We start from the raw sequence: 21181 nt of genomic DNA, 5'->3' as shown, positions 1-21181 counted from the left end.
ACTATTTATTATGAATCATATTTTTATGCTTTATTGTGATAAAATGTTAAATTGGTTTATTGTTCTTAAATGAAAGTAATCAAATGCCAAATAATACTAAATAATTAATGGACAAAAGGTGACTTATTATCTAGTGTATTGTTCCAATATGTTAGTTTAGGAAAAAATCACAAAAGGTAGCATATAATGTCGAATATTTTATCATTAGATAGTGATAATTTCTCGAGTACACTTTACCCCCTAGAGCAAGATGAGCAACAAACTGTAGTTGTTTATTTTTCGGCTTCTTGGTGTTTACCGTGTAAAAATATGTATCCTATTTTTACTAAGCTTTCTGAGTGTTTTCAAGAAAATAACATCGATTTTGGTATTGTTGATATTGCTCAATCGCCCACTTTAGCTCCTCGATATGGTATAAAATCAGTGCCGACAATTGCGGTTTTCCAAGATACTCGGTTAATCGATATTATTGCAGGAGAAGTACCATTTAATAGGGCATTAATGGTATTGGAGAAAACGCTCGGTAAGCGTTAATATTCAGCGAATATATTTAATAATAATGATAAGACATTCATAATGTTAATACTGATATTAGAAGGGCTATTGATAGGCTGTCTACTAGGTTTAACGGGAGCGGGAGGTGGAATTCTTGCTGTTCCTGCTTTAATGGCAAGCCAAAATTGGAGTGTAGCATTAGCAGCACCTGTAGGGCTTTTAGCTATTACAATAGCGGCTTTTATTAGTGTTATTCAAGGGCTTATAAAAAAGAATATTCGCTATAAAGCAGCTATTTGGATAGCGCTATTGAGTATTCCTTCTGCTAAGTATGGTATTTACCTTGCCCATATTGTTCCTCCAGTTTGGTTAACGCTTATTTTTAGCCTTGTTATGCTTTATGTCGGGGGACGTATATTTTTCAATCGGGGTGATGAGCAAAATGATGCACATTGTTTAATTAATACAGAAACTGGGAAATTTACTTGGAACACTAAAACAGCGTTAATCTTTGGGGGAATTGGTGTCATTACAGGATTACTTACTGGCATGTTAGGTGTCGGTGGTGGTTTTATTATTGTTCCTGCATTGCGAAAATTCACTAATTTGAATATGAAGAGTATTATCGCAACATCATTAATGGTTATCTTCTGTATTGGTAGTATTAGTATTTTTATTAATGTCTGGAATGGGTTTCAATATCCTAAAGAAATTAGCATCGTTTTCATTGCTTCATGTGTTGTTGGCTTATTAATTGGTCGATTAATAATGCATTATATTTCTAATAAAGCCATTCAAATACTATTTTCAAGTGCTGTTATCTTTGTTGCCTTAGGGTTGATTTCATCAGTATTGATTGAATTTAATGTCATTTGAAATAGGTTTTAAATATCACTTATTAAATAAATTTTTATAATTCATGCAGTGTGTCACTATTTTGAATGTTCAATCATTTATTCTTCTTTAAAAAAGTAAATTTGATTTATCTTCAAGCTCAAAAAGGTATAATGAACCATCGCATTTTTCTACCCTGATAATAGTGAAATGGATTGCTAATATACTCTTCTGGGTAATCATTAAAGGTTGACTAGTATAATTATGACAAAACAAGATAGCTCAACAACGATAATTGATATAGCTAAACGTGCTAATGTAACTGATATTACAGTCTCTAGAGCATTTAATCATCCTGAGATGGTAAAGAAGGAAACTCGAGATAAAATATTAGCGATAGCACAAGAGCTCAATTATGTGCCAAATCTTTTTGCACGTAATCTGAAAAATAAAAATAGCCGCATAATAGGTGTGGTTACTGATAGCACATTTAACCCATTTTATATCGTACTGATTCAAACTGTCTCACGCTTAGCGAAAGAAAAAGGCTATCAAGTCATGATTTTTGATTCAGATAGTGATGAAAAAGCAGAAAAAACAGCAATCGAAACATTAGTCAGCTACAAAGCGAGTGGGATCCTACTATCGCCAGTTCGTGATGATAAAGACTATCAACCAAGTTACTTATCATTAATTGATCAACATAATGTGCCTTTAGTTTTTGTTGACCGTTCAATTTATGGTTATCAGAATAAGTATTCGGGGTTGTTTTTGAAAAATTTTGAAATTGGCGCTTTAACAGGAAAATTTCTTAACCAGCAAAATAGTGAAAATACACTGATTGTTTCAGGGCCAGAAGGATCTGAAATTAGTTTGTCTCGTTTAGCGGGTATATATGAAAACTTTCCAAATAGAAAAAATATTAATGTCTTATACAGCAGTTATATGTTTAACAAGAATGACGAAGATTATCTAAGAAAAAAAGTTCAAGAGCTTTATACACCAAATATGTATATTGTTGGGCTGAATGGAATTATTACGGCAGGGATGTATAAAATTATTTTAGAACTAGGTCTTTCTTGCCGTTATTTTTCTGTAGATTTACCACCCTATGCAGATACTTACCATTTATCTATTTCTGGTGTACATCATGATTCGGTATATCTTGGTGAATTAACAACTGAGTTATTGTTTTCTGAAATAGAGCGAGATTCACATAAAGATTATAAAACAAAGCAAATATTTGTTGATGGGAAACTTGTTGTTTATTAATAAGAGTTAGAAAGAAAACCCGTTATGATTTATATACTCTAAAGAATTCGAGTCATATATGAACACAGTCAACACCCATGCAACTTGAAGTATGGCGATTATAGATAGGCAGGTAACGATACCTGCCTATTTTAATGGCGATGAGGTACTATTAATTTAGCGTTTCATTGAACTAATTAAGGTAGCGCCCCAAATAATTAAACCTTTTACAATATATTGAACATAAGGTGAAATACCTAATAAATTTAAACCATTATTAAGTACGCCTAAGATCATTGCGCCAATCAGTGTGCCGATGATCATACCACGGCCTCCTGCAATTGAAGCGCCGCCGAGTACGACCGCAGCAATAGCATCTAACTCAAATCCTACCCCTGCATTGGGTTGCCCACTCATTACTCGAGAGGTAAATATTAACCCAGCGAATGCAGCAGTAAAACCGCTAATGACGTAAACTAACATTTTATAACGTTCAACGCGGATACCACTGAGGCGTGCGGCTTCTTCATTACCGCCAATGGCGTAAATATAACGGCCAAAAGAGACATGATTTAGTACAACATAGAAAATAAGATAAAGGCCAAGCATTAATAAAATAGGAACTTGAATTCCCATTAATTCTTCGCGTCCCCAAAAAGCAAATTCTTGAGGTAACCCTGACACTGGGTAGCCACCGGTATAAATTAAGGCTAGCCCTTTAGCAATAATCATGGCGCCTAAAGTGACAATGATTGGTGGCATTTTACCATAAGCGGCTAAAATTCCATTAATGAAACCAAAAGCAACACCGGATAATAAGCCCAGCGCAATTGCGGCGTAAGGGTCCATTCCATAATATTTCATTAAGCCAGCCATCAAGGTTCCAGAAAGTGCCATAACAGCACCAACGGACAAGTCAATTCCACCTGTTAAGATAGCAAATGTCATACCAATAGCGATGATGGCATTAATAGAAACCTGACGAGCAATGGTCGAAAGGTTATTTACAGTTAAAAAATGTTCATTAAAAATGGACATGCAGACAAATAAAAGAATTAAACCAACAAGTGGTAAAAATGCAGGTATTTTTGTTAGCTTAGAAAAACTAAATTTATTTTTAGTTAATGGAATTGCACTTTGATTAGACATAGTCGTTATCCTATATAATATTGCCGGCCGCATGTACCATGATCTGAGTTGAGTTTATTTCGTCTCCAGTTAACTCAGCAGCAATTTCACCATCTCGAAAAACCAAAACTCTATCACTGACACCAATAACTTCTGGTAGCTCCGATGAAATCATAATAATGGAAATTCCTTTTTCAGTTAGAGAGCGCATTAACTGATAAATTTCTGATTTTGCCCCAACATCAATACCTCGGGTGGGTTCGTCGAAAATAAGAATTTTGGCTTGTTTATTTAGCCAGCGAGCAATAACAACCTTTTGCTGATTTCCACCACTTAAAGTAGAAACCGCGGTGTGAGGTTCTGGTGTTTTAACTTTTACTTGGGAAATTAAATCAATAGATAAAGTGAGTTCTTTTTTATTTTGAATTAAAAATAATTTTTGAGCATGATTGTTTAACCATATATTTTCTTTAACGGAAAAGGGCAATACAAGGCCTTGAGTTTTTCGGCTTTCTGGTAATAAACCGATACCTAATTGCAATGCAGCCGCAGCCGATTTAACTTTAACTTCTTTGCCCTCTAAAATAACTTTCTTCTTATATGCTTTATCAGCACCGATCATGGCAAGAATAGTTTCTGTGCGACCCGATCCCACCAACCCCGCAAGCCCTAAAATTTCACCTCTCTTTAATTGAAGGTGGTTAGTTGGGCTATATGAGAAACGCTGAACTTCTGCATCTAAGATGACTTCTTGCTCGTTGAATTGGCGTTTATGAGGATAAATATTCTCAACTTCACGACCAACCATCATTTCGATAATAACGTCTAAATCTGTTTCATCGACCTTACGCGACCCTATATATTGTCCGTCACGTAGTACACTGATGGTGTCACAGATTTCATAAATTTCTTCTAGATGGTGGGAAATAAAAAACATTCCAACCCCTTTAGCTTTTAAATCACGCATTACATCGAATAAATGGTTTGCTTCATTGGGGGTTAATGTCGCAGTTGGCTCATCTAACACTAAAATTTTAGCATCCAAAGACAGAGCCTTTGCGATTTCAACAAACTGTTGCTCTGCGATACTTAAATGGCTAATAGGTTCATCAATATTGATATTTACACCCAGCTCAGCTAGGATTTCCTGCGATTTTTTTCGCATTAATTTTCTATCTAATAAACCAAACTTATTTTTTAACTCTCGATTTAAAAATATATTTTCAAAAGCGTTTAAATAAGGAATAAGAGAAAATTCTTGGAAAATAATACCTACGCCAGCTTTGATGGCATCTCTGTAGTTATGAAAGGTGTGTTCTTTGCCTTCAATCAGAATTTGTCCGCTATCAGGTTTATGTATTCCACATAACACTTTCATTAGCGTTGATTTACCTGCGCCGTTTTCACCTAATAATGCGTGAACCTCCCCTTTTTCTAGGGAGAGATTAATATTATCTAACGCCTTAACCCCAGGGAAAGTTTTACTGACATCTTTTAATGCTAATAATTGCATCATATTGCTTCCCTATATTTCTCAACTGCTTAAAAATGGGTAACAAAGCCATTTGGAATTTTTATTCCAATATGCATTTAATAATTAATATTTATGAAAATGTATTGCACCGAACATCAGAAATACAGGTGCAATACATTGGTTATTGATAACTAACTATTACCAGTGAAAATCTTTAGCATTGGTTTTGTCGATCAATTTAACATCAATTGGGACTTCTTTAGGGACATTGGCACCCCAGTATTTTGCTAAGCCCATAGCTAAACCAATACGAACTTGGTCACGAGGGAATTGCGCTGAAGTAGCAATAAATGGAGAGTTACCTTTGGCAATTTCAGCAACCGCTTCAGGAGAACCGTCAACACTCACTAATTTGACATCACGACCAGAGGACTCAATCGCTGCTAACGCACCTAAAGAGCCGACATCGTTAACACTGAAAATCCCATTGAGTGTTGGATTTGCTTGCAACATATTTTCTGTAACGTTCATTGCAGTATCACGTTCTTGTTTACCGTTCAATTTAGTTACGATTTTGATATTTGGATATTCTTTCATCGCCGCTTCAAAACCGCGAACACGCTCAAGAATTGGCACAACAGGAATACCATCTAAAATTGCCACTTCGCCTTTGCCGCCTAGTGCTTCACCTAAACGTTTACCTGCCATTAAGCCAGCATCATAGTTTTTAGAACCAACGAAAGAGTCAATTGGGCCATTTGCTTGAGCATCAATGGCGATAACTACAACTCCCGCTTTTTTCGCTGCCAGTACAGCCGTTTCTGCACCAACGCTATCTGCCGGGTTTATTAACAGAATATCGATTTTTTTCTGTAACATATCTTCGATATCACTGGTTTGTTTTGATACATCATGAGCTGCATCAGAAATGTATAGTTGTGCGCCCATATCACCCGTTGCGCTCTCTAAGGCTTCCTTCATGGTGACAAAATATTCATTGTTTAATTCTTGAAATGACATGCCCACTGAAACTGGCTTAGCGGTAGCGTTAAATGCCATACCTAAAGTCAGTACACTTGCAGCGACAGCTAACTTTTTAAATTTACTCAGCATAAGATGTTCTCCTAAAAGAGCGTTCAATTATATGTAGGGTTTTTACTTATTTAGTGTTTATTTGAATTATCAATTATTACTGCCAGTTAAAACATGTTTATGGCTTGATGACGACTTTAATTGAGTCTGCCGATTTCGCCATGACAAAGGCTTCTTCCCAATCATCGATGGAATAGAAGTGAGTAACGATATCATCAGCACTAACTAAGCCACGGCTAAATAGGTCAATAGCGACTTCATAACTATATGGCCCTAAGTGAGCACCGCGGATATCGAGTTCTTTGCGGTCACCAATGATTGACCAGTCAACTGTTGTTTCTTTACCAAACACGCTGAATTCCACGAAACGGCCAAGTTTGCGGATCATTTCTAGCCCTTGAGTAACACCGATTGGTGCACCCGTTGCTTCAATATAAACGTCACAGCCATAGCCTTCAGTCATATCTTTGACTAGTTTAATCGCATCTTCTTTCAGTGGATTGATAACGACATCTGCACCAAATTTTTTTGCTAATTCAAGGCGCTCATCAATCGCATCAATGACAACCAGTTTTTTCGGCGTTTTTAATTTTGCGACTTGGATCATGCACAGCCCTAGTGGGCCTGCACCTGCAATGACGACGACGTCATTTAAATCAATATCACCACGGCGTACAGTGTGGATAGCACAAGCCATTGGCTCAATTAATGCGGCATCTTTATCAGATAGTTCATCAGGGATTTTATGAATAATGGCGCGTTCTGAAAAACGCATATATTCAGCCATACCACCGTCGGCAACTTCTTTTTGGAAACCGTAAATATCATGGGTTTCACACATCCAGTATTTGCCAGACTTACAGAAACGGCACTCCCAGCAAGGGACTATCTGTTCTGCTAAGATGCGGTCGCCGATTTTCAGTTTGAATTTTTCAGCGGAGCCTTCACCGAGCTCTGCAACGCGGCCATAAAACTCATGGCCAGGAACTACTGGGGCTTTGATCCATGGGTCATCTCCCCAAAACATTTGAGCACCATCGTTGGCTTTACAGTCGCCAGCACAGATCCCGCACCCATCAACTTTGATGACAACTTCTCTAAATCCTGGCGTTGGTCTTTTAATATTTTCAAAGCGATAATCATGTGGGCCATGACAAACAACTGCTTTCATTTTTTCAGGTAGGTTACTCATGTTCTAAGACCTCTTTCTAGTTGTTAACCCTAATGTTGACGTCAACATTAAGCGTTTTTTTATAACGCATTTGCTTTAGTTTTTTTAACGCTTAACTATCAATATTGATATGTATGTAAGAAAAATGGTTGTTTAATGTTATAGATAAAATAAATTTTTTTTAATATGACGACGTCGTCATTTTTGAAAGTAAGTATCTTAAAAACTAAAATTTGTGATTTAAGCCCTAATTTTAGTCACCTAATTGAGTACTTTCATTGGGAAATGAGACTGCCGAAACTGACTTTGTAACATGATGAAAATCATAATAAAAATCTTAATTCATTCCTTATTCTGTTTTTTTTAAGAAATGAATATGAAGCCGAGTATAATTATTTTAACTATTTTCAGAAGTGAATATTTCATGCAAAAACATTTCAGCTCACACTTTTGAATGAAAACAAATTTAAACTACATTTAATAAAGAGATATTGAGTGGTTAACAGGATATTATTTTTAATTTATAAAATTTAATTTAAAAAATTAAATAGAGTAATGAGTCATTTTGATACGCTGCTATAATATTTTCTTTGCAGATATACCTATAGGTATTAAAAAAATAGCTTTATACCTTGTAATTGTATTTTGCCAATTAAGCAAAGTATAAAGCTAAATAGAGCCAAAGTTTAACTTCATTTTGTCAATAAAATCATTTCGTTATATTCTAAAGGGGGGTGAGGAGACCTCACATCCTAGTGTTAGACAATCATTGGTGCAATGATAAAACCGAAGGCGACACCTGCAATAATTCCACCTAGCCCTGGTAGCATAAAAGGGTGATTTAAAATATATTTTCCAACCCGAGTAGACCCTGTAGAGTCGAATTCAATGGCTGCTAATGATGTTGGGTAAGTGGGTAAGACAAATACCCCGGTGACGGCGACAAAAGAGGCCAATATTGCCCATGTCGGGACATCTAAGGCAATGGCTAATGGAATAATTAACGGTGTTGTGGCACCTTGTGAATATAGCAAGGCACAGGTTAAGAACAGCACTAAAGCCAATAAAATAGGGTATGCAGATAACACATCTCCCGCGATGGCCTTGATTTGGTCCATATGGGCATCAACAAAAGTAGTGCCTAATGTCACAATTCCGAGAATCACCGCAAGAGAACTCATTCCTGAACGGAATGTTGGTGCCAATACAATGGAATCCGGTGATGTTTTACAGAAAACTACCATCAAACATGCTGCACTTAGCATACAAATGATGATGATATCTCGTGTTCCCATCGGCTTACCGATATCAAAACCAGGACGTAATTGTGGGAATGCAGCGAGGATCACGATAGCAATAGTGGCAATAATGAATAGAACAACAGAGAATTTTTCTCTCGTTGTGCTCTCGCCTTTTTTCTCTTCGTACTTATGCACTAAGCCTTTTTGTAAACGTTCTAAATAGACCTCATCGTTTTCAAGTTCGCAGCCTTGACGCGATGCAATAAAGGCGGCAACCATAGCAGCAACAAAAGAGGCGGGTAAACATACTGACATGACAACGATAAAAGTGATGCCGTTACCTTCCATAATTGTCAACATCGCAGCCATTGCTGCACTGATTGGAGAGCCAGAAATAGCAATTTGTGAGGCAACCACTGAGCCTGCTAATGTTCTTGATGGTCGGATACCCGAATCTTTCGCAATTTCCGCTATCACAGGCAGCATAGAAAACACAATGAAACCTGTACCAGCCATGATAGTCATCACCCAAGTGGTGATTGGTGCTATTATATTCAAATACTTAGGATTTTTACGCATAAATTTACTGGCTAGGCGTACTAGATAATCCATCCCACCAGCAGCTTGTAATGCCGAAGCTGCTACCACGACCGTCATAATAATTAAAATAACATCAACAGGTGGTGAGCCAATGGGTAAACCAAACCCGATGGTTAATACAGCTAATCCTAATCCACCGCAGAGCCCTATACCTATTCCGCCCATGCGAATACCAAAGAATATTGCACCTAATACAACAATGATTTCTAGCCAAACCATAATCGTCTCCAATAGACAATATATTGTCATGAGTAATATAAAAAATTAATTTTTGATAGTTGATATAAGTTAAATATTTTTATTTATCATTAAATTTTGTTTTCCGACTCTGTTTTCATACCAGTGAATACTTGCTCTGACTAATGAGCTAGTTGAGTCGATATATTTATCTGGATAATTATTTATTTCATTTTCAAGAATGACAGGGACTTCGGTACAGCCAAGAACAATAACTTCAGCTCCTCGGGAGAATAATATCTCAGCTTGTTTTTTCATAATGGATTCAGCCATTTTTTTATTCCCTGACTTTAATAAATAAATGCTTTCCATTACATTTTCTTGGTTTTTTTTATCAGGTGTAATGCAATTTAAATAATTGCTCTCTATATTTTTTTGGTATAACCCCATATACATGGTGGCATTTGTTGCAAGTAATCCGATATTTTTTTTCTTAGTTGCTAGTACCTCTTTCGTTGTCGTTTCAACGATACTTAGCATATCGACGTGGCAAACCTCTTTCAGTTCACTAAACCAAAAATGTGCGGTATTACAAGGTATAACAATGCATTCGGCACCTGCATTTTCTAGCTTTCTCAAATAGTCAGTCATTAAAGGTAGAGGAGATTCACCATGGTTTAATAGTGCGTCCGTTCGGTCTGGTATATCAGGAATAGATGATATAATTAAAGGAATATGCTCTTGGTCTCTATTTACTACGGTATAATTTACGAATTTATTAAATAAATCGACAGTAGCGGCAGGCCCCATACCACCTAATACACCAATTAAGCCTTTCATTTTAATACTCCTGCATTTCATTAGTCTTTTTATAAAATAAAAAACAATAAGCACTTATCTTTATTAATTTATTTAACATATACTTTAATGTTAAAATGGTTATTAACTTATTTATAACTGCCTAGCCTGTGGTTAATATTTATCAATGTTTATCTAAGATGAGAAATGCAAGTAAGTATGGTTTGATGCAAGATATGCATTAAGAGTTTTTATTCAAAATAAAAGCATTTTTATAAATGGCTCTGAAAGCCTGAATAGACTGGATTCTATGGATTAAAAAAAGCAAATGAAATTAATTTTTGATTTTTGTTAATGTTTTAAATGGTAGGGCTATGCATAATACAAATAACGCCACTACAAATTTAGTTTGATTATTTAACCAGTCATTAACTTAAAATATCAATAAAAATACTTTTGATTTTTTATATTTTAACAGCAAGTCAATTTAAGGCTTAATAAGATGAAAAATATAGAAACAAAATGGCTATATGATTTTTTAACACTAGAATCGTGCCGACATTTTTCTCATGCAGCAGAACAGCGAAGTATTTCTCAGCCCGCGTTTAGCCGTCGTATTAAAGCTTTAGAGGAAGCCATTGGCGTTGAATTATTTGATAGAACGACGTCCCCTTTACAGTTATCTGAAGAGGGCAAAATTTTTCATTCTCAAGCGCGTAGTTTATTACAACAACTGGAATGTAACTTAAATGAATTATCCGGCCATAATGTATTGAGCCTACCGAATATTAAAATTGCTGCAGCTCATTCGTTGTCGTTAACATTACTCCCAAAATTAGTTCACGGGCTGTCTGGCTACGGTGGAGAATTTGTTTACCATGTTGAGGCTATTGATGTCGTACAAGTTGTGAACACATTGAGAGAAGGGAAAAGTGATTTTATTATCTCATTTTATGATGAAGATTTAATGCAATCACCATTTTCCTCATTGAATGTATTTGAATCTGAATTATACCCAATTTGTGCAGCGGATGAGCAGGGTAAGCCGCTATTTGACATCTATCAACCTCAAGTGCCGCTGCTGAATTATACCAGTGCTTCATATATGGGAAGATTAGTTAATCGTCGGTTAAGTGAGTTTGGTGCGATCAATTCAAAAACACTTTTTATGTCATCAATGAGTGAGTTACTAAAAAATATGGCTTTGGATGGCCATGGTATAGCATGGTTACCCATTTATTCTGTAGTGAATGAATTGAAAGAAAAAAAACTCGTTTGTTTGGATACACCTGAATTAACGATACCTATCCAAGCGTATATTTACCGCATGGATACACGACTAAATAAAACTGCAGAGGATTTTTGGCGTATTTTGAAAAAAAATATTCCAGAGGATTTACGGAATTTATAGTGGGGAAAGGTAATTTATAAGTAAATAACCTGCGAATATAAGCAGGTTATTTAAGTAATTCGCCTTTTATTTAGCGGAAATATAACACCTTAAAAGTGAGAAAATTAATGATCTAGAGAAACAGAATGCACATATTCCAACTGTTTTAAAGAACAGTAAAATTCAGGTAAAGTGATTTTTTGGCGTACTAATAGCTTTAAATTTACCTCGACGCGCTCTTTCTTGATATCTCTGATAGTGAGATTCTCAATTAAGTCCTTATGACTTTTTAGATACTCAATAAGTAAAGGTACACCTTTTTCATGAGTAAATAGCATACGAACTTTAATTTTTCCTAGTTTTTGGTTTTTCATCTGAAAAAGACATGGGGATAGAGCGAATTTTCGTCCATATAATTTGATGCTGATGCTTATTTTAAATTGATATTATTATTTTTTGCCCACATTCTTAATCTCCCATTAGCGTTAGCATAAGGCGAAGAAGTATTAAATGAGATCATCCGGCCCATTGTCCATTTTGAGTACCATGGTTTACCATATAAAACATCATCAGTTCGCTCATCAATAAGCTTCACAATTTCATTTTTTACAGTCTGAAGTTCAGCTACTAACGAGTTATAATTTAACTCACTGTAATCTGAATAAAATTTTTGGGCAAGAAGACCTAGCTGGTTCCATTTAAAACCAGTGTCTGGAAAATCGACTGGCAGACCTTTGGCATCAGAGGTGATCCATTTTACAACAAGAGAATTCCATCCGAGCAAATACGAAACAAGATCACGAACACTCATTTCCGTTCCTTTGGCATGTCCATCCATTGAGTGCTCTGAGATAACTTCTGGCGGGATTGCATTAAGGTAACTAATTAATTTACTGAAATTTTTATTAATAGCTAAAAGTAGTTCAGCTTTTGTTTGGGGTACGCTCATAAGGAGTTCTCTCTTATTAAAATAGATACACCATAAAAGCACTGTGTGGTGCTTGAAAATGAATCAATTATGTATTACCAACCTCAACAGAGGAAGAGTCAATCATTAACTAGCTCCTTCTATCAAGTTCTGATGACCAGTTGAACTTTTGATAAGTTCAGTAATTAAGCAGCTTTGTTCCCATTTTTTCTAATTTTTTAGGGCGCTACATATAATATCGTGGCTGCACCACAGGCCTTATTTTGTAGTATTTGGCGCATTACTGGCGCTAGCATTTTCTCTACTAGCTTTCATTGATGCTCTGTCCCCAACAACTGATGCCAGAAAAGCTCTCTCAAATAGCTGAACGATTGGATAATCTGGCGCAATACAGTTTTATAGGCCACCAATTTAGGCTTTCAACTGAGAGGTATAGGATGAAGCTTAACAAAAGTTACTGCTTAACATGGAATGTAAACTTACAAAAGATTATTCCCATAAAGTCAGATTGATGATCTGCCACATCGTAATCTGACTTTATGGGATTAAATCCAATGAAATGTAGGTAAATTTGGGAAGTATCTACGCTAAGATACAAATGCAGTAGATACCTTTTCAATCAGTTGGCTCGGAGTAAGTGCTATGGCAGATAAAAACTATCCACGGTTACCGAATGATCCATATATGTGCCGTAGTTATGATAAGCAGACCAAAAGCCCACTGGCTCTATATTCAGAGTCGCAAAGAATGGACATAGAACTCCGGGCGCCTCTAGCAATGTCTTACAGTCACTGGCATGGACAGGTAGAAATAAATATTCCATTCGATGGTAATGTTAATTACCTGATAAATAATGAGACCGTGCAGTTCCAGCAGGGGCATGTGACATTATTCTGGGCATGCACTCCCCATCAGTTAATAGATCCGGGGTACTGCCAGCAAATGGCTATTATAAACCTACCTATGCATTTGTTTTTATCGTGGCCTTTGGAACGGGAGTTAATAAATCATGTTACGCACGGGAGGGTGATACAATCTTTGAGCGTACAGCCGTTGAGCATTATTGAGGTTCAGCGCTGGCAGAATGAACTCAACAGTCCTAATCCACATATTCGACAATTGGCAATTGATGAAGTTGCTCTGATGCTTAAGCGCTTTAGTATGTTGGGATGGTCCCCTGTATCTGCACATAAAACATCTTCTTCAACCCAGAATTCTACCTCTCGTCACGCGCAGTTTTATGTCAGTCAGATGCTTGAATTTATTGCCGTAAATAGTGATCAACACCTTACTGTTAATGATATCGCTGAACATGTGAAATTAAATACTCACTACGCCATGGGTATTTTTAAGAAGTCTATGCAGATGTCGATAAAGCAATACATCATGTCACTACGTATTAACCATGTCCGAGCACTGCTAAGCGATACTGATAAACCGATTATGGATATCGCCATGCTGGCTGGTTTTACATCTAGCAGCCGATTCTACAGTATTTTCAAAAACCATGTTGGTATACCTCCTAAAGAGTACCGAAGGTTGAGTCATGAACATAGTCTACATGTTTCCTCACCAGAGAAAGGTATTAAACATATAAATAAGTAAGTGTAAATAATAATGAAATATAAGCCTGTTCCATAATATAAAAATCAGGGATATATAAAATGAAAAACATTCCACATCCAGGTAAGCAGCGACCTTCTTTCTTCTGGTCACTGTTCCCTATGCTTATTATGTTAGCTGCAATTAGTATTGGATATTTTGTATTTAATATACGCGCTGAACCCATGATCCTTTTAGGAACAGCGACAGCTTCTTTTGTTGCTATTGCCCATGGTTATACGTGGGATGATATTTTGAAATCTATTTGTTTGAAAATATCAGAGGCCTTACCCGTTATCTTAATTGTAGCTAGTATTGGTTTTCTTATTGGTGCATGGATGGTATCCGGCACTATTCCTATGATGATATATTATGGCCTTAAGATTATAAATCCGCAGTATTTTTATATTTCGGCATTCTTTCTTGGAGCTCTCATTTCTGTTTGTACGGGAACGTCATGGGGATCAATCGGAACAATAGGAATTGCAATGATAGGAGTTGCTATCGGATTGAATATTCCCTTAGCGATTGCCGCTGGAGCCATTGTTTCTGGTTGCTGGTTTGGAGATAAGCTTTCTCCTGTTTCCGATTCGACAAATATGGCAGCTTTAGCAGCAGGTGTGAATTTATATTCACATATAGGCCATCTGCTTTGGACAACTGGTCCCGGATTTATTCTGTGCTGTGTTGTATATACTTATATGGGGTTAAGTATTGATGCCTCAGCGACAACACCGGACAGTATTGCCATACTGATGACGTCTATTGCTAAAGTATATAATTTTAATGTTTTGCTTATTTTGCCACCTATCATTGTACTATACGGTTCTTTGAGCAAGAAACCGCCCATTCCAATGCTTTTTTTATCAACGTTAGTTTCAGTCATTTTAGCACTTGTTTTCCAGTCATTTACTCCTGCTTCTGTAGGAGAGTCTGTGGTAAGTGGCTTTAGATTAAGTATGGCTGATGGCGTGAATATTTCGACATTATCTTCAGATATGCCACGCTTACTAGAGCGAGGTGGGGCAATCTCCATGTTTAGCAGTTTCGTTACCGTATTCAGTGCGTTCAGTTTTGCTGGTGCTATGAGTGCAACAGGCTCTTTGCATACGGTTATTCATAGAATGACTGAAGGGGTGAAATCTACCTTCAGACTAATACTTACAACGATTCTGAGTGCTTTTACTATATGCGCTTGTACTGCAAATGGCACATTACCATTGTTACTATGCGGGGATGCATTTAAAGATGAATATAAAAGGAGAGGGCTGGCTACTAAAAATCTTTCCAGAACCACAGAGGATGCAGGTACGGTAGTTGAGCCTATAATTCCATGGTCAGCTTCTGGGGTGTATTGTGCCACGATGCTGGGTGTTGCAACTCTCGATTATCTTCCTTGGGCAATTCTGTGTTACAGCGGTGTATTTTTTGCTCTGTTATGGGCCGCTACAGGTATTGGTATTGCTCCTTACGATAAAGATGACGACCCCGAATATCTGGCTGCATCCTGAGCTACAGAAAATTTAATTTAATATCGAGACAATGGTGTACAAAATATGTCTTTATTTGATCAAGCTATTTCCAGAGATCCTATATCCCGCAAAACTGGGCAAATGAAACAAATGTTTGGGACAGATACCGTTATACCTTTATGGATTGCGGATATGGATTTTAGTACTCCCGATGCTATTTTGTCAGAGATGAAATCCGTTCTTTCACAGTCAATTCAGGGATATAATATGGACTACCCTGGTTGGAAAGAGGCTATAATTTACTGGTATAAAAAGCGGTATGATTGCCAGATTAAAGAGGAGTGGATACATTTTATTCCGGGAGTAATAAAATCAGTTGTTTTATCTTTGCTTGCTCTATCTCAACCGGGGGATAATATTCTGACCTTGACACCGATATACGACCCATATCGAGAATTAGTGCCAGGGTGTGAGCGTACTCTTATACAGTCCCAGTTGATTGAAAGTCAGGGTTCTTATGAGATTAACTGGATTGATTTTAGAGACAAATTAAAAAAATCTAGATTATTTTTATTCGTCTCTCCTCATAATCCTGGTGGAGTCTTATGGAGCAAAGAGACACTTTCAAAAATAAAGCGTTACTGCCATGAAGAAAACGTTATCGTAATATCGGATGAAGTACATAGTGATTTAGTATTTTCTAAAACATCACATATACCTTTTTTTAACTTAGATGATGACATGGTTAGCCAGTCGATAGTCTTGCACTCTCCCGGAAAAACATTCAATGTACCGGGGGTGCAGGGTGGGTTCATGATTATTAAGAACCCACAATTACGTGAAAAGGTATTTGGTTTTCTTGATCAATGTCATCTTGCTGAGACAAATTATCTTCAACAGGCAGTTATTTTTTCATCATTCATTCATTGTGAAGAATGGTATCAGAAATTACTGGGGTATCTGGCAGATAATATAGCATTTGTAAAAGCAACAATAGAAAAACATTGCCCAGACCTCTCTGTTGTACATGGAGGAGCTTCTTATTTATTATTTTTGAACGCTGAAAAATTAGGTATGGATGATGAACAACTAGCGACCTTTTTTACCAGAGATGCGGGATTGGGGCTCTCCCCAGGAAAGCAATACGGTCCCGGGGGGGAACAACATATGAGACTAAATGTTGCGTCTCCACGGGATGTACTGGATCATGCTATGGAAAACCTCAGGGCTGCTTATAAAAAACGGCATGTTTTACCCGCACAGTAAGGTTGATACGGGTAGGTTCGAGTTGAATTTAGTTAAGTTGAAACATTGGGCGAGTGCTGACTTCAAGTAGATACAAAGCAAAAACCCGCCTTTTGGGCGGGTTCTTTAAAGAAGTGGTGCCCGGACTCGGAATCGAACCAAGGACACGGGGATTTTCAATCCCCTGCTCTACCGACTGAGCTATCCGGGCAACGGAGCGTATTAAACCTGATTTCATTGGTTGAGTCAAGGCGCTTTCAATAAACTTTTGACTGTATGCGCTTTTTTTCAACATGTTAGCTAGTTTTTAATCGAAAACACATAAAATTATTAAGGTTAATGACTAATGCCAGCCTTAAATCAAATTTTGGCTGGCATTCACTATTGGAAAATTTTAACGTAGATAATTTTTCTGTGCTTTGTTCACTTTAATCAGGTAATTACGTGACTCTGCAGCAGGGTGCTTAGTGGACAAGGTTTCATACACTTCACCCGGTTCTAAATTATTAATACGCTGCGCGGCTTGCTTTTTATCGCTGTGGAACACCCGCAGAACGCTGCCTGCGCCGCCATTATATGCGGTAATAACAGCATAACGGCGTGAGGTTTGATTACGAATATCGCCTAAGTAGCTGTTTTGCAATATGGCTAAGTAAGCCGTACCCGTATCAATATTTTTTTCTGGGTCAAACAAATAGCTACGGCTAGGAACACCGGATTTCCCTTGTGAGCGGAAAACATCTTTGCCGGCGGTATTTGGCATAATTTGCATTAAACCAAGCGCATCAGAGCGGCTAACTGCATAAGGGTTGAAACTCGACTCAATTTGCATAATCGCGAGGATTAATGACTCATCAACACCATATTTGGCCGCAGATTTCTTAATATAAGGTAAATATTTATGAGCCCGTTTATCTAAATGGTTTGGTACTAATTGCATAGTCACGGACCAAACAATATTCATACCAGACTGTCTGCGCTGCATTTTATTTTCAATCAGATAATCAGCAAACTTTGTGGCTCTCCATTCCCAACGAATCGCTTCTCCTGTGTTATCGAGCACTTGGCCAAATAAAAAGGGTTCTTTGCTGTGAGGAATATCATTGATATCAGAATAGAGGTCAATGGAATTGGGGTCGTCCCCCATTAATAAGGTGGTGACAATGGCTTTCTTTAAGTGCTGTGAAGGCTCTACCGCTGAAATAGTCTCAACCGTAATGGTCCCTGCATCAAAATTAATATGGCTACGAGTTCGGTATTCATCGGTATATTTTACGTAGTCTTTTGGACCCGCAATTAATACTTCTTTAATGCCCCAAATATTTTCAATATTGTGGGCAAATTGACCCATTAATATATCGAACCCATTGGTATCTTTGACATAATCAGGGTTAAAGTCAGATTTTTGCTTGCTAGAACAAGAAATAATTAGAGGGATCAACAAACTCAGCGCAAATAGTTTTTTCATACGATTCACAGTCTTGGGGCAAAAGTCTACCTACTAAGTAGGTAGACAAACAGATTATTTTTCAGGTGTATAGCCATCAATATGGATATCGTGGCCTTCAAACAAGAACTTAATCATTTCTTGTTCTAACATTTTACGGTCATCAGGGTTCATCGTATTAAGTTTCTTTTCATTAATGAGCATGGTTTGCTTTGCCATCCACTGGCTCCATGCCTCTTTTGAAATCTCGTTAAAAATACGTTTTCCTAACTCACCTGGGTAAAGCTGAAAATCTTGCCCATCTGCATCACGTTGTAAAAATGTACAAAAAATGGTTCTACTCATTAATTTTTCCTCAAATATCAGGTAGTAAGGCGAGCTGTTTTAGTAAACTTTCAACTGGGGCAGCAAGGCCGATAGTTGCGCCTAAGTGTAAGTTATACCAGAGTCCTTTGCCTTCATCCATGGCAGAATTAAATGCCTGAATCTTAACTTTTACAGGGATAATATCTAAATGAAAATGGCTAAATGTGTGACGAAAAGAAATTAATTGCTCTAATTGAGTATACTCAAAGCCAGATTCGTTCAGCCAATCATTGAGTTGCTCTAAAGAATCAAACTGTGGAAAGGCAAATAATCCCCCCCAAATACCGGATGGTGGACGTTGTTCTAACCACACATCATCGTCGTGCTGAATAATTAGAAACCAAGCACTCTTTTCAGGGATTTTCTGTTTTGGTTTTTTACCTGGGTAGTTTTGCCATGAATGATTAGCATAGGCCATACAGCCAAAATTAAGCGGGCATAGTTCGCATTTTGGTTTACTGCGAGTGCAGACCATTGCGCCTAAATCCATCATCGCTTGGTTAAAAAATTCAACTCCCACTTGTGGGGTGACATCAGTGCTGATTTCCCACAAACGGTTTTCGACTTCTTTTTTACCCGGCCAGCCATCAACCGCATAAGCTCGAGCTAATACGCGTTTAACATTACCATCGAGGATAGGGTAATGCTGTTTTTGCGATAATGATAAAATTGCCCCAGCAGTAGACCGGCCAACCCCAGGCAGCGCTAAAACCTCATCAAATGTAGTGGGAAATGAGCCCCCATATTGAGTCGCGATCACTTGAGCGGCTTTATGGAGATTTCTAGCCCGGGCGTAATAGCCGAGCCCTGTCCATAAGTGCAAAACTTCATCAAGAGGAGCGTTGGCAAGGGCGGTCACATCCTCAAAGCGAGAGATAAACTTCTCAAAATAAGGGATTACAGTACTCACTTGGGTTTGTTGCAGCATAACTTCTGATAACCAAACATGGTAGGACGATTTTTCCTGTTGCCATGGCAACGTCTTACGACCATATTTGTGATACCAGTTAAGTACTGCAGATGAAAATTGTTGAGCTTCCATTAATAATTTTATTTTTTATTGATATTTCCAGTCATGGTAGGAATTGCAACATAGACGAAGGGGGCTGTAAACCGCTATTGTGTTGTTTAGTGTAAAGTTAGCGAATTATCAACTGCATCCTTGTGGAAGTTTTGCTAAACTCCGATATCCATCATGCCTCAAGGGTAAAGTTAATCACTACAACTTGGGCATTTAGGGCTGTAAATTGATAGGTTTGGTAACCAATCACCTTATAAACTTGATTGTTGGCACATTAACTTAATTGGGCACTCATTTTAGAACCTTTATTATGATCAATAATGTTATCTCCCCCGAATATAATGAAGATGGGCGGGTTATGCGCCGAGTCCGTAGTTTTGTCCGCCGTCAAGGGCGTCTGACAAAACGTCAGGAAGACGCATTAGAAAAAGAATGGGCAGAAAAAGGCATCGATTTTATCAATGAACCTTTTGATTTTGCCAAAGTATTCAATAACTCAAATCCAGTTACCTTGGAAATTGGGTTTGGGATGGGCGCCTCATTGGTGACCATGGCATCTCAAAATGCAGATAAAAACTTTTTAGGTATTGAAGTTCATGCTCCCGGTGTTGGCGCATGTTTAGCATCAGCAAAAGAAGAAAACGTCACCAATTTACGGGTGATGTGCCATGATGCAATAGAAGTTTTAGACTGCATGATCCCAAACGGCAGCCTTGCGATGGTTCAGTTATTTTTCCCTGACCCATGGCATAAAGCGAAACACAATAAGCGCCGTATTGTGCAAGTTCCGTTTGCAGAAAAAATTCGTAGCAAACTAGCTATCGGCGGTGTTTTCCATATGGCAACAGATTGGCAGCCTTATGCAGAGCACATGCTTGAAGTGATGACGAGTGTCGAAGGGTATAAAAACTTATCACCATCAGGTGATTACGTTCCTCGTCCAGAAACAAGACCAGAAACAAAATTTGAAAAGCGCGGCCAGCGGTTAGGGCACGGTGTATGGGATTTAATGTTTGAGAGGATCAAATAATGGCTAAACAACCACGTAGTCGTCGTTTACGTAAAAAATTACGCTTGGATGAGTTCCAAGAGTTAGGCTTTACTGTTAAGTGGAGCTTTAAAGAAGGTACGCCGATTGAGGAAGTTGACAGCACCGTTGACCAACTGATTGCAGAAGCGATTGAACCGAATGGTTTGGCGTTTGAAGCAAGTGGCTATATGAACTGGGAAGGGATCGTTTGCTTACAAAAAATTGGCAAATGTACCGAAGAGCACCGTCAAATTGTTGAAAATTGGCTAAAATCAAAAGGCATGAATGACGTCGTCGTTTCTGAGCTGTTTGATGTTTGGTGGGAAGAATAATTTTATTGAGTCAATCTCAATAAATAAACTGAGCTTTCAGTCGCTTGAAGAGGCATCCAAAAATTGGGTGCCTTTATTTTCTGTTGC

Annotated in this window: 19 protein-coding genes and 1 tRNA gene; 9 read left to right on the top strand and 11 right to left on the bottom strand. The window is 37.6% G+C overall.

Annotation, left to right across the window (positions count from 1 at the left end):
- Window positions 1–186 precede the first annotated feature (186 nt).
- The 3 genes from PSF31_RS02805 (at window position 187) to PSF31_RS02795 (ending at window position 2601) form a co-directional block, all read left to right on the top strand.
- Window positions 187–534 carry a thioredoxin family protein gene (locus PSF31_RS02805; protein ID WP_096864752.1) on the top strand — a complete coding sequence of 116 codons (348 nt, stop codon included), beginning with the start codon at window positions 187–189 and terminating at the stop codon, window positions 532–534.
- 42 nt (window positions 535–576) lie between these two features.
- Window positions 577–1371 carry a sulfite exporter TauE/SafE family protein gene (locus PSF31_RS02800; protein WP_096864753.1) on the top strand — a complete coding sequence of 265 codons (795 nt, stop codon included), beginning with the start codon at window positions 577–579 and terminating at the stop codon, window positions 1369–1371.
- Between the two features lie 222 nt (window positions 1372–1593).
- Window positions 1594–2601 carry a LacI family DNA-binding transcriptional regulator gene (locus tag PSF31_RS02795; protein ID WP_096864754.1) on the top strand — a complete coding sequence of 336 codons (1008 nt, stop codon included), beginning with the start codon at window positions 1594–1596 and terminating at the stop codon, window positions 2599–2601.
- 156 nt (window positions 2602–2757) lie between these two features.
- Here the strand turns inward: PSF31_RS02795 and PSF31_RS02790 are convergent, their stop codons facing one another.
- The 6 genes from PSF31_RS02790 to PSF31_RS02765 all read right to left on the bottom strand — a co-directional run bounded on the left by PSF31_RS02790 (window position 2758) and on the right by PSF31_RS02765 (window position 10303).
- A complete protein-coding gene (locus tag PSF31_RS02790; protein ID WP_004905244.1) occupies window positions 2758–3729 on the bottom strand; it encodes an ABC transporter permease in 972 nt (323 codons plus the stop codon).
- A gap of 10 nt (window positions 3730–3739) precedes the next feature.
- Entirely contained in the window at window positions 3740–5224 is a 1485-nt protein-coding gene (locus PSF31_RS02785; RefSeq protein ID WP_094963062.1) for a sugar ABC transporter ATP-binding protein, read from the bottom strand.
- Window positions 5225–5380: 156 nt separating this feature from the next.
- Window positions 5381–6241, bottom strand: coding sequence for an ABC transporter substrate-binding protein (locus PSF31_RS02780; protein ID WP_370661211.1), 861 nt, complete (start codon window positions 6239–6241; stop codon window positions 5381–5383).
- Window positions 6242–6392: 151 nt separating this feature from the next.
- Window positions 6393–7466, bottom strand: a complete 1074-nt coding sequence (locus PSF31_RS02775) for an erythritol/L-threitol dehydrogenase (RefSeq protein ID WP_004905239.1) — start codon at window positions 7464–7466, stop codon at window positions 6393–6395.
- 737 nt (window positions 7467–8203) lie between these two features.
- Window positions 8204–9505, bottom strand: a complete 1302-nt coding sequence (locus PSF31_RS02770; protein WP_094963063.1) for an anaerobic C4-dicarboxylate transporter — start codon at window positions 9503–9505, stop codon at window positions 8204–8206.
- 69 nt (window positions 9506–9574) lie between these two features.
- Window positions 9575–10303, bottom strand: coding sequence for an aspartate/glutamate racemase family protein (locus tag PSF31_RS02765; protein ID WP_164561208.1), 729 nt, complete (start codon window positions 10301–10303; stop codon window positions 9575–9577).
- A 460-nt stretch (window positions 10304–10763) separates the two neighbouring features.
- On the opposite strand from PSF31_RS02765, the gene hypT reads away from it, so the two are divergent.
- The gene (gene hypT, locus PSF31_RS02760; protein ID WP_004905229.1) at window positions 10764–11672 is read left to right on the top strand and encodes a hypochlorite stress DNA-binding transcriptional regulator HypT; all 909 of its coding nucleotides are present in this window, start codon (window positions 10764–10766) and stop codon (window positions 11670–11672) included.
- A gap of 409 nt (window positions 11673–12081) precedes the next feature.
- On the opposite strand, the gene PSF31_RS02755 is transcribed toward hypT, so the two are convergent.
- Window positions 12082–12600 (bottom strand): ClbS/DfsB family four-helix bundle protein, encoded by a 519-nt coding sequence (locus tag PSF31_RS02755; protein WP_096864755.1) that lies wholly within the window; start codon window positions 12598–12600, stop codon window positions 12082–12084.
- A gap of 621 nt (window positions 12601–13221) precedes the next feature.
- Here PSF31_RS02755 and melR point away from each other — a divergent pair.
- From melR to PSF31_RS02740, 3 genes are read left to right on the top strand one after another with little or no spacing between them, the layout of a single operon-like run.
- Window positions 13222–14184, top strand: coding sequence for a transcriptional regulator MelR (gene melR / locus PSF31_RS02750; protein WP_096864756.1), 963 nt, complete (start codon window positions 13222–13224; stop codon window positions 14182–14184).
- Between the two features lie 59 nt (window positions 14185–14243).
- Window positions 14244–15692 (top strand): Na+/H+ antiporter NhaC, encoded by a 1449-nt coding sequence (nhaC, locus tag PSF31_RS02745; protein ID WP_096864757.1) that lies wholly within the window; start codon window positions 14244–14246, stop codon window positions 15690–15692.
- 45 nt (window positions 15693–15737) lie between these two features.
- Window positions 15738–16919 carry a MalY/PatB family protein gene (locus tag PSF31_RS02740; RefSeq protein WP_164561207.1) on the top strand — a complete coding sequence of 394 codons (1182 nt, stop codon included), beginning with the start codon at window positions 15738–15740 and terminating at the stop codon, window positions 16917–16919.
- Window positions 16920–17033: 114 nt separating this feature from the next.
- On the opposite strand, the gene PSF31_RS02735 is transcribed toward PSF31_RS02740, so the two are convergent.
- The 4 genes from PSF31_RS02735 to mutY all read right to left on the bottom strand — a co-directional run bounded on the left by PSF31_RS02735 (window position 17034) and on the right by mutY (window position 19753).
- A tRNA-Phe gene (locus PSF31_RS02735) sits at window positions 17034–17109 on the bottom strand.
- Window positions 17110–17292: 183 nt separating this feature from the next.
- The gene (mltC, locus tag PSF31_RS02730; protein ID WP_004264664.1) at window positions 17293–18366 is read right to left on the bottom strand and encodes a membrane-bound lytic murein transglycosylase MltC; all 1074 of its coding nucleotides are present in this window, start codon (window positions 18364–18366) and stop codon (window positions 17293–17295) included.
- 54 nt (window positions 18367–18420) lie between these two features.
- Complete coding sequence (locus PSF31_RS02725) at window positions 18421–18690, bottom strand: oxidative damage protection protein (protein ID WP_042848738.1); 270 nt, start codon at window positions 18688–18690, stop codon at window positions 18421–18423.
- Between the two features lie 10 nt (window positions 18691–18700).
- Window positions 18701–19753: an A/G-specific adenine glycosylase gene (mutY, locus tag PSF31_RS02720; RefSeq protein ID WP_096864759.1), complete on the bottom strand. Its 1053-nt coding sequence runs from the start codon at window positions 19751–19753 to the stop codon at window positions 18701–18703.
- A gap of 289 nt (window positions 19754–20042) precedes the next feature.
- On the opposite strand from mutY, the gene trmB reads away from it, so the two are divergent.
- Both trmB and PSF31_RS02710 read left to right on the top strand, forming a co-directional pair.
- On the top strand, window positions 20043–20762 hold the full coding sequence (trmB, locus tag PSF31_RS02715) for a tRNA (guanosine(46)-N7)-methyltransferase TrmB (protein WP_004264669.1): 720 nt from the start codon (window positions 20043–20045) through the stop codon (window positions 20760–20762).
- A complete protein-coding gene (locus tag PSF31_RS02710; RefSeq protein WP_004264672.1) occupies window positions 20762–21094 on the top strand; it encodes a YggL family protein in 333 nt (110 codons plus the stop codon). Before trmB ends, PSF31_RS02710 begins: the two co-directional genes overlap by 1 nt.
- Window positions 21095–21181 lie beyond the last annotated feature (87 nt).

It is taken from the genome of Providencia sp. PROV156 (genome assembly GCF_028480905.1).
GTDB classification, from domain to species: Bacteria; Pseudomonadota; Gammaproteobacteria; order Enterobacterales; family Enterobacteriaceae; genus Providencia; species Providencia hangzhouensis.
The sequence above is the reverse complement of the archived record's forward strand: the minus strand, read 5'-3'. Positions and strand labels throughout refer to the sequence as shown.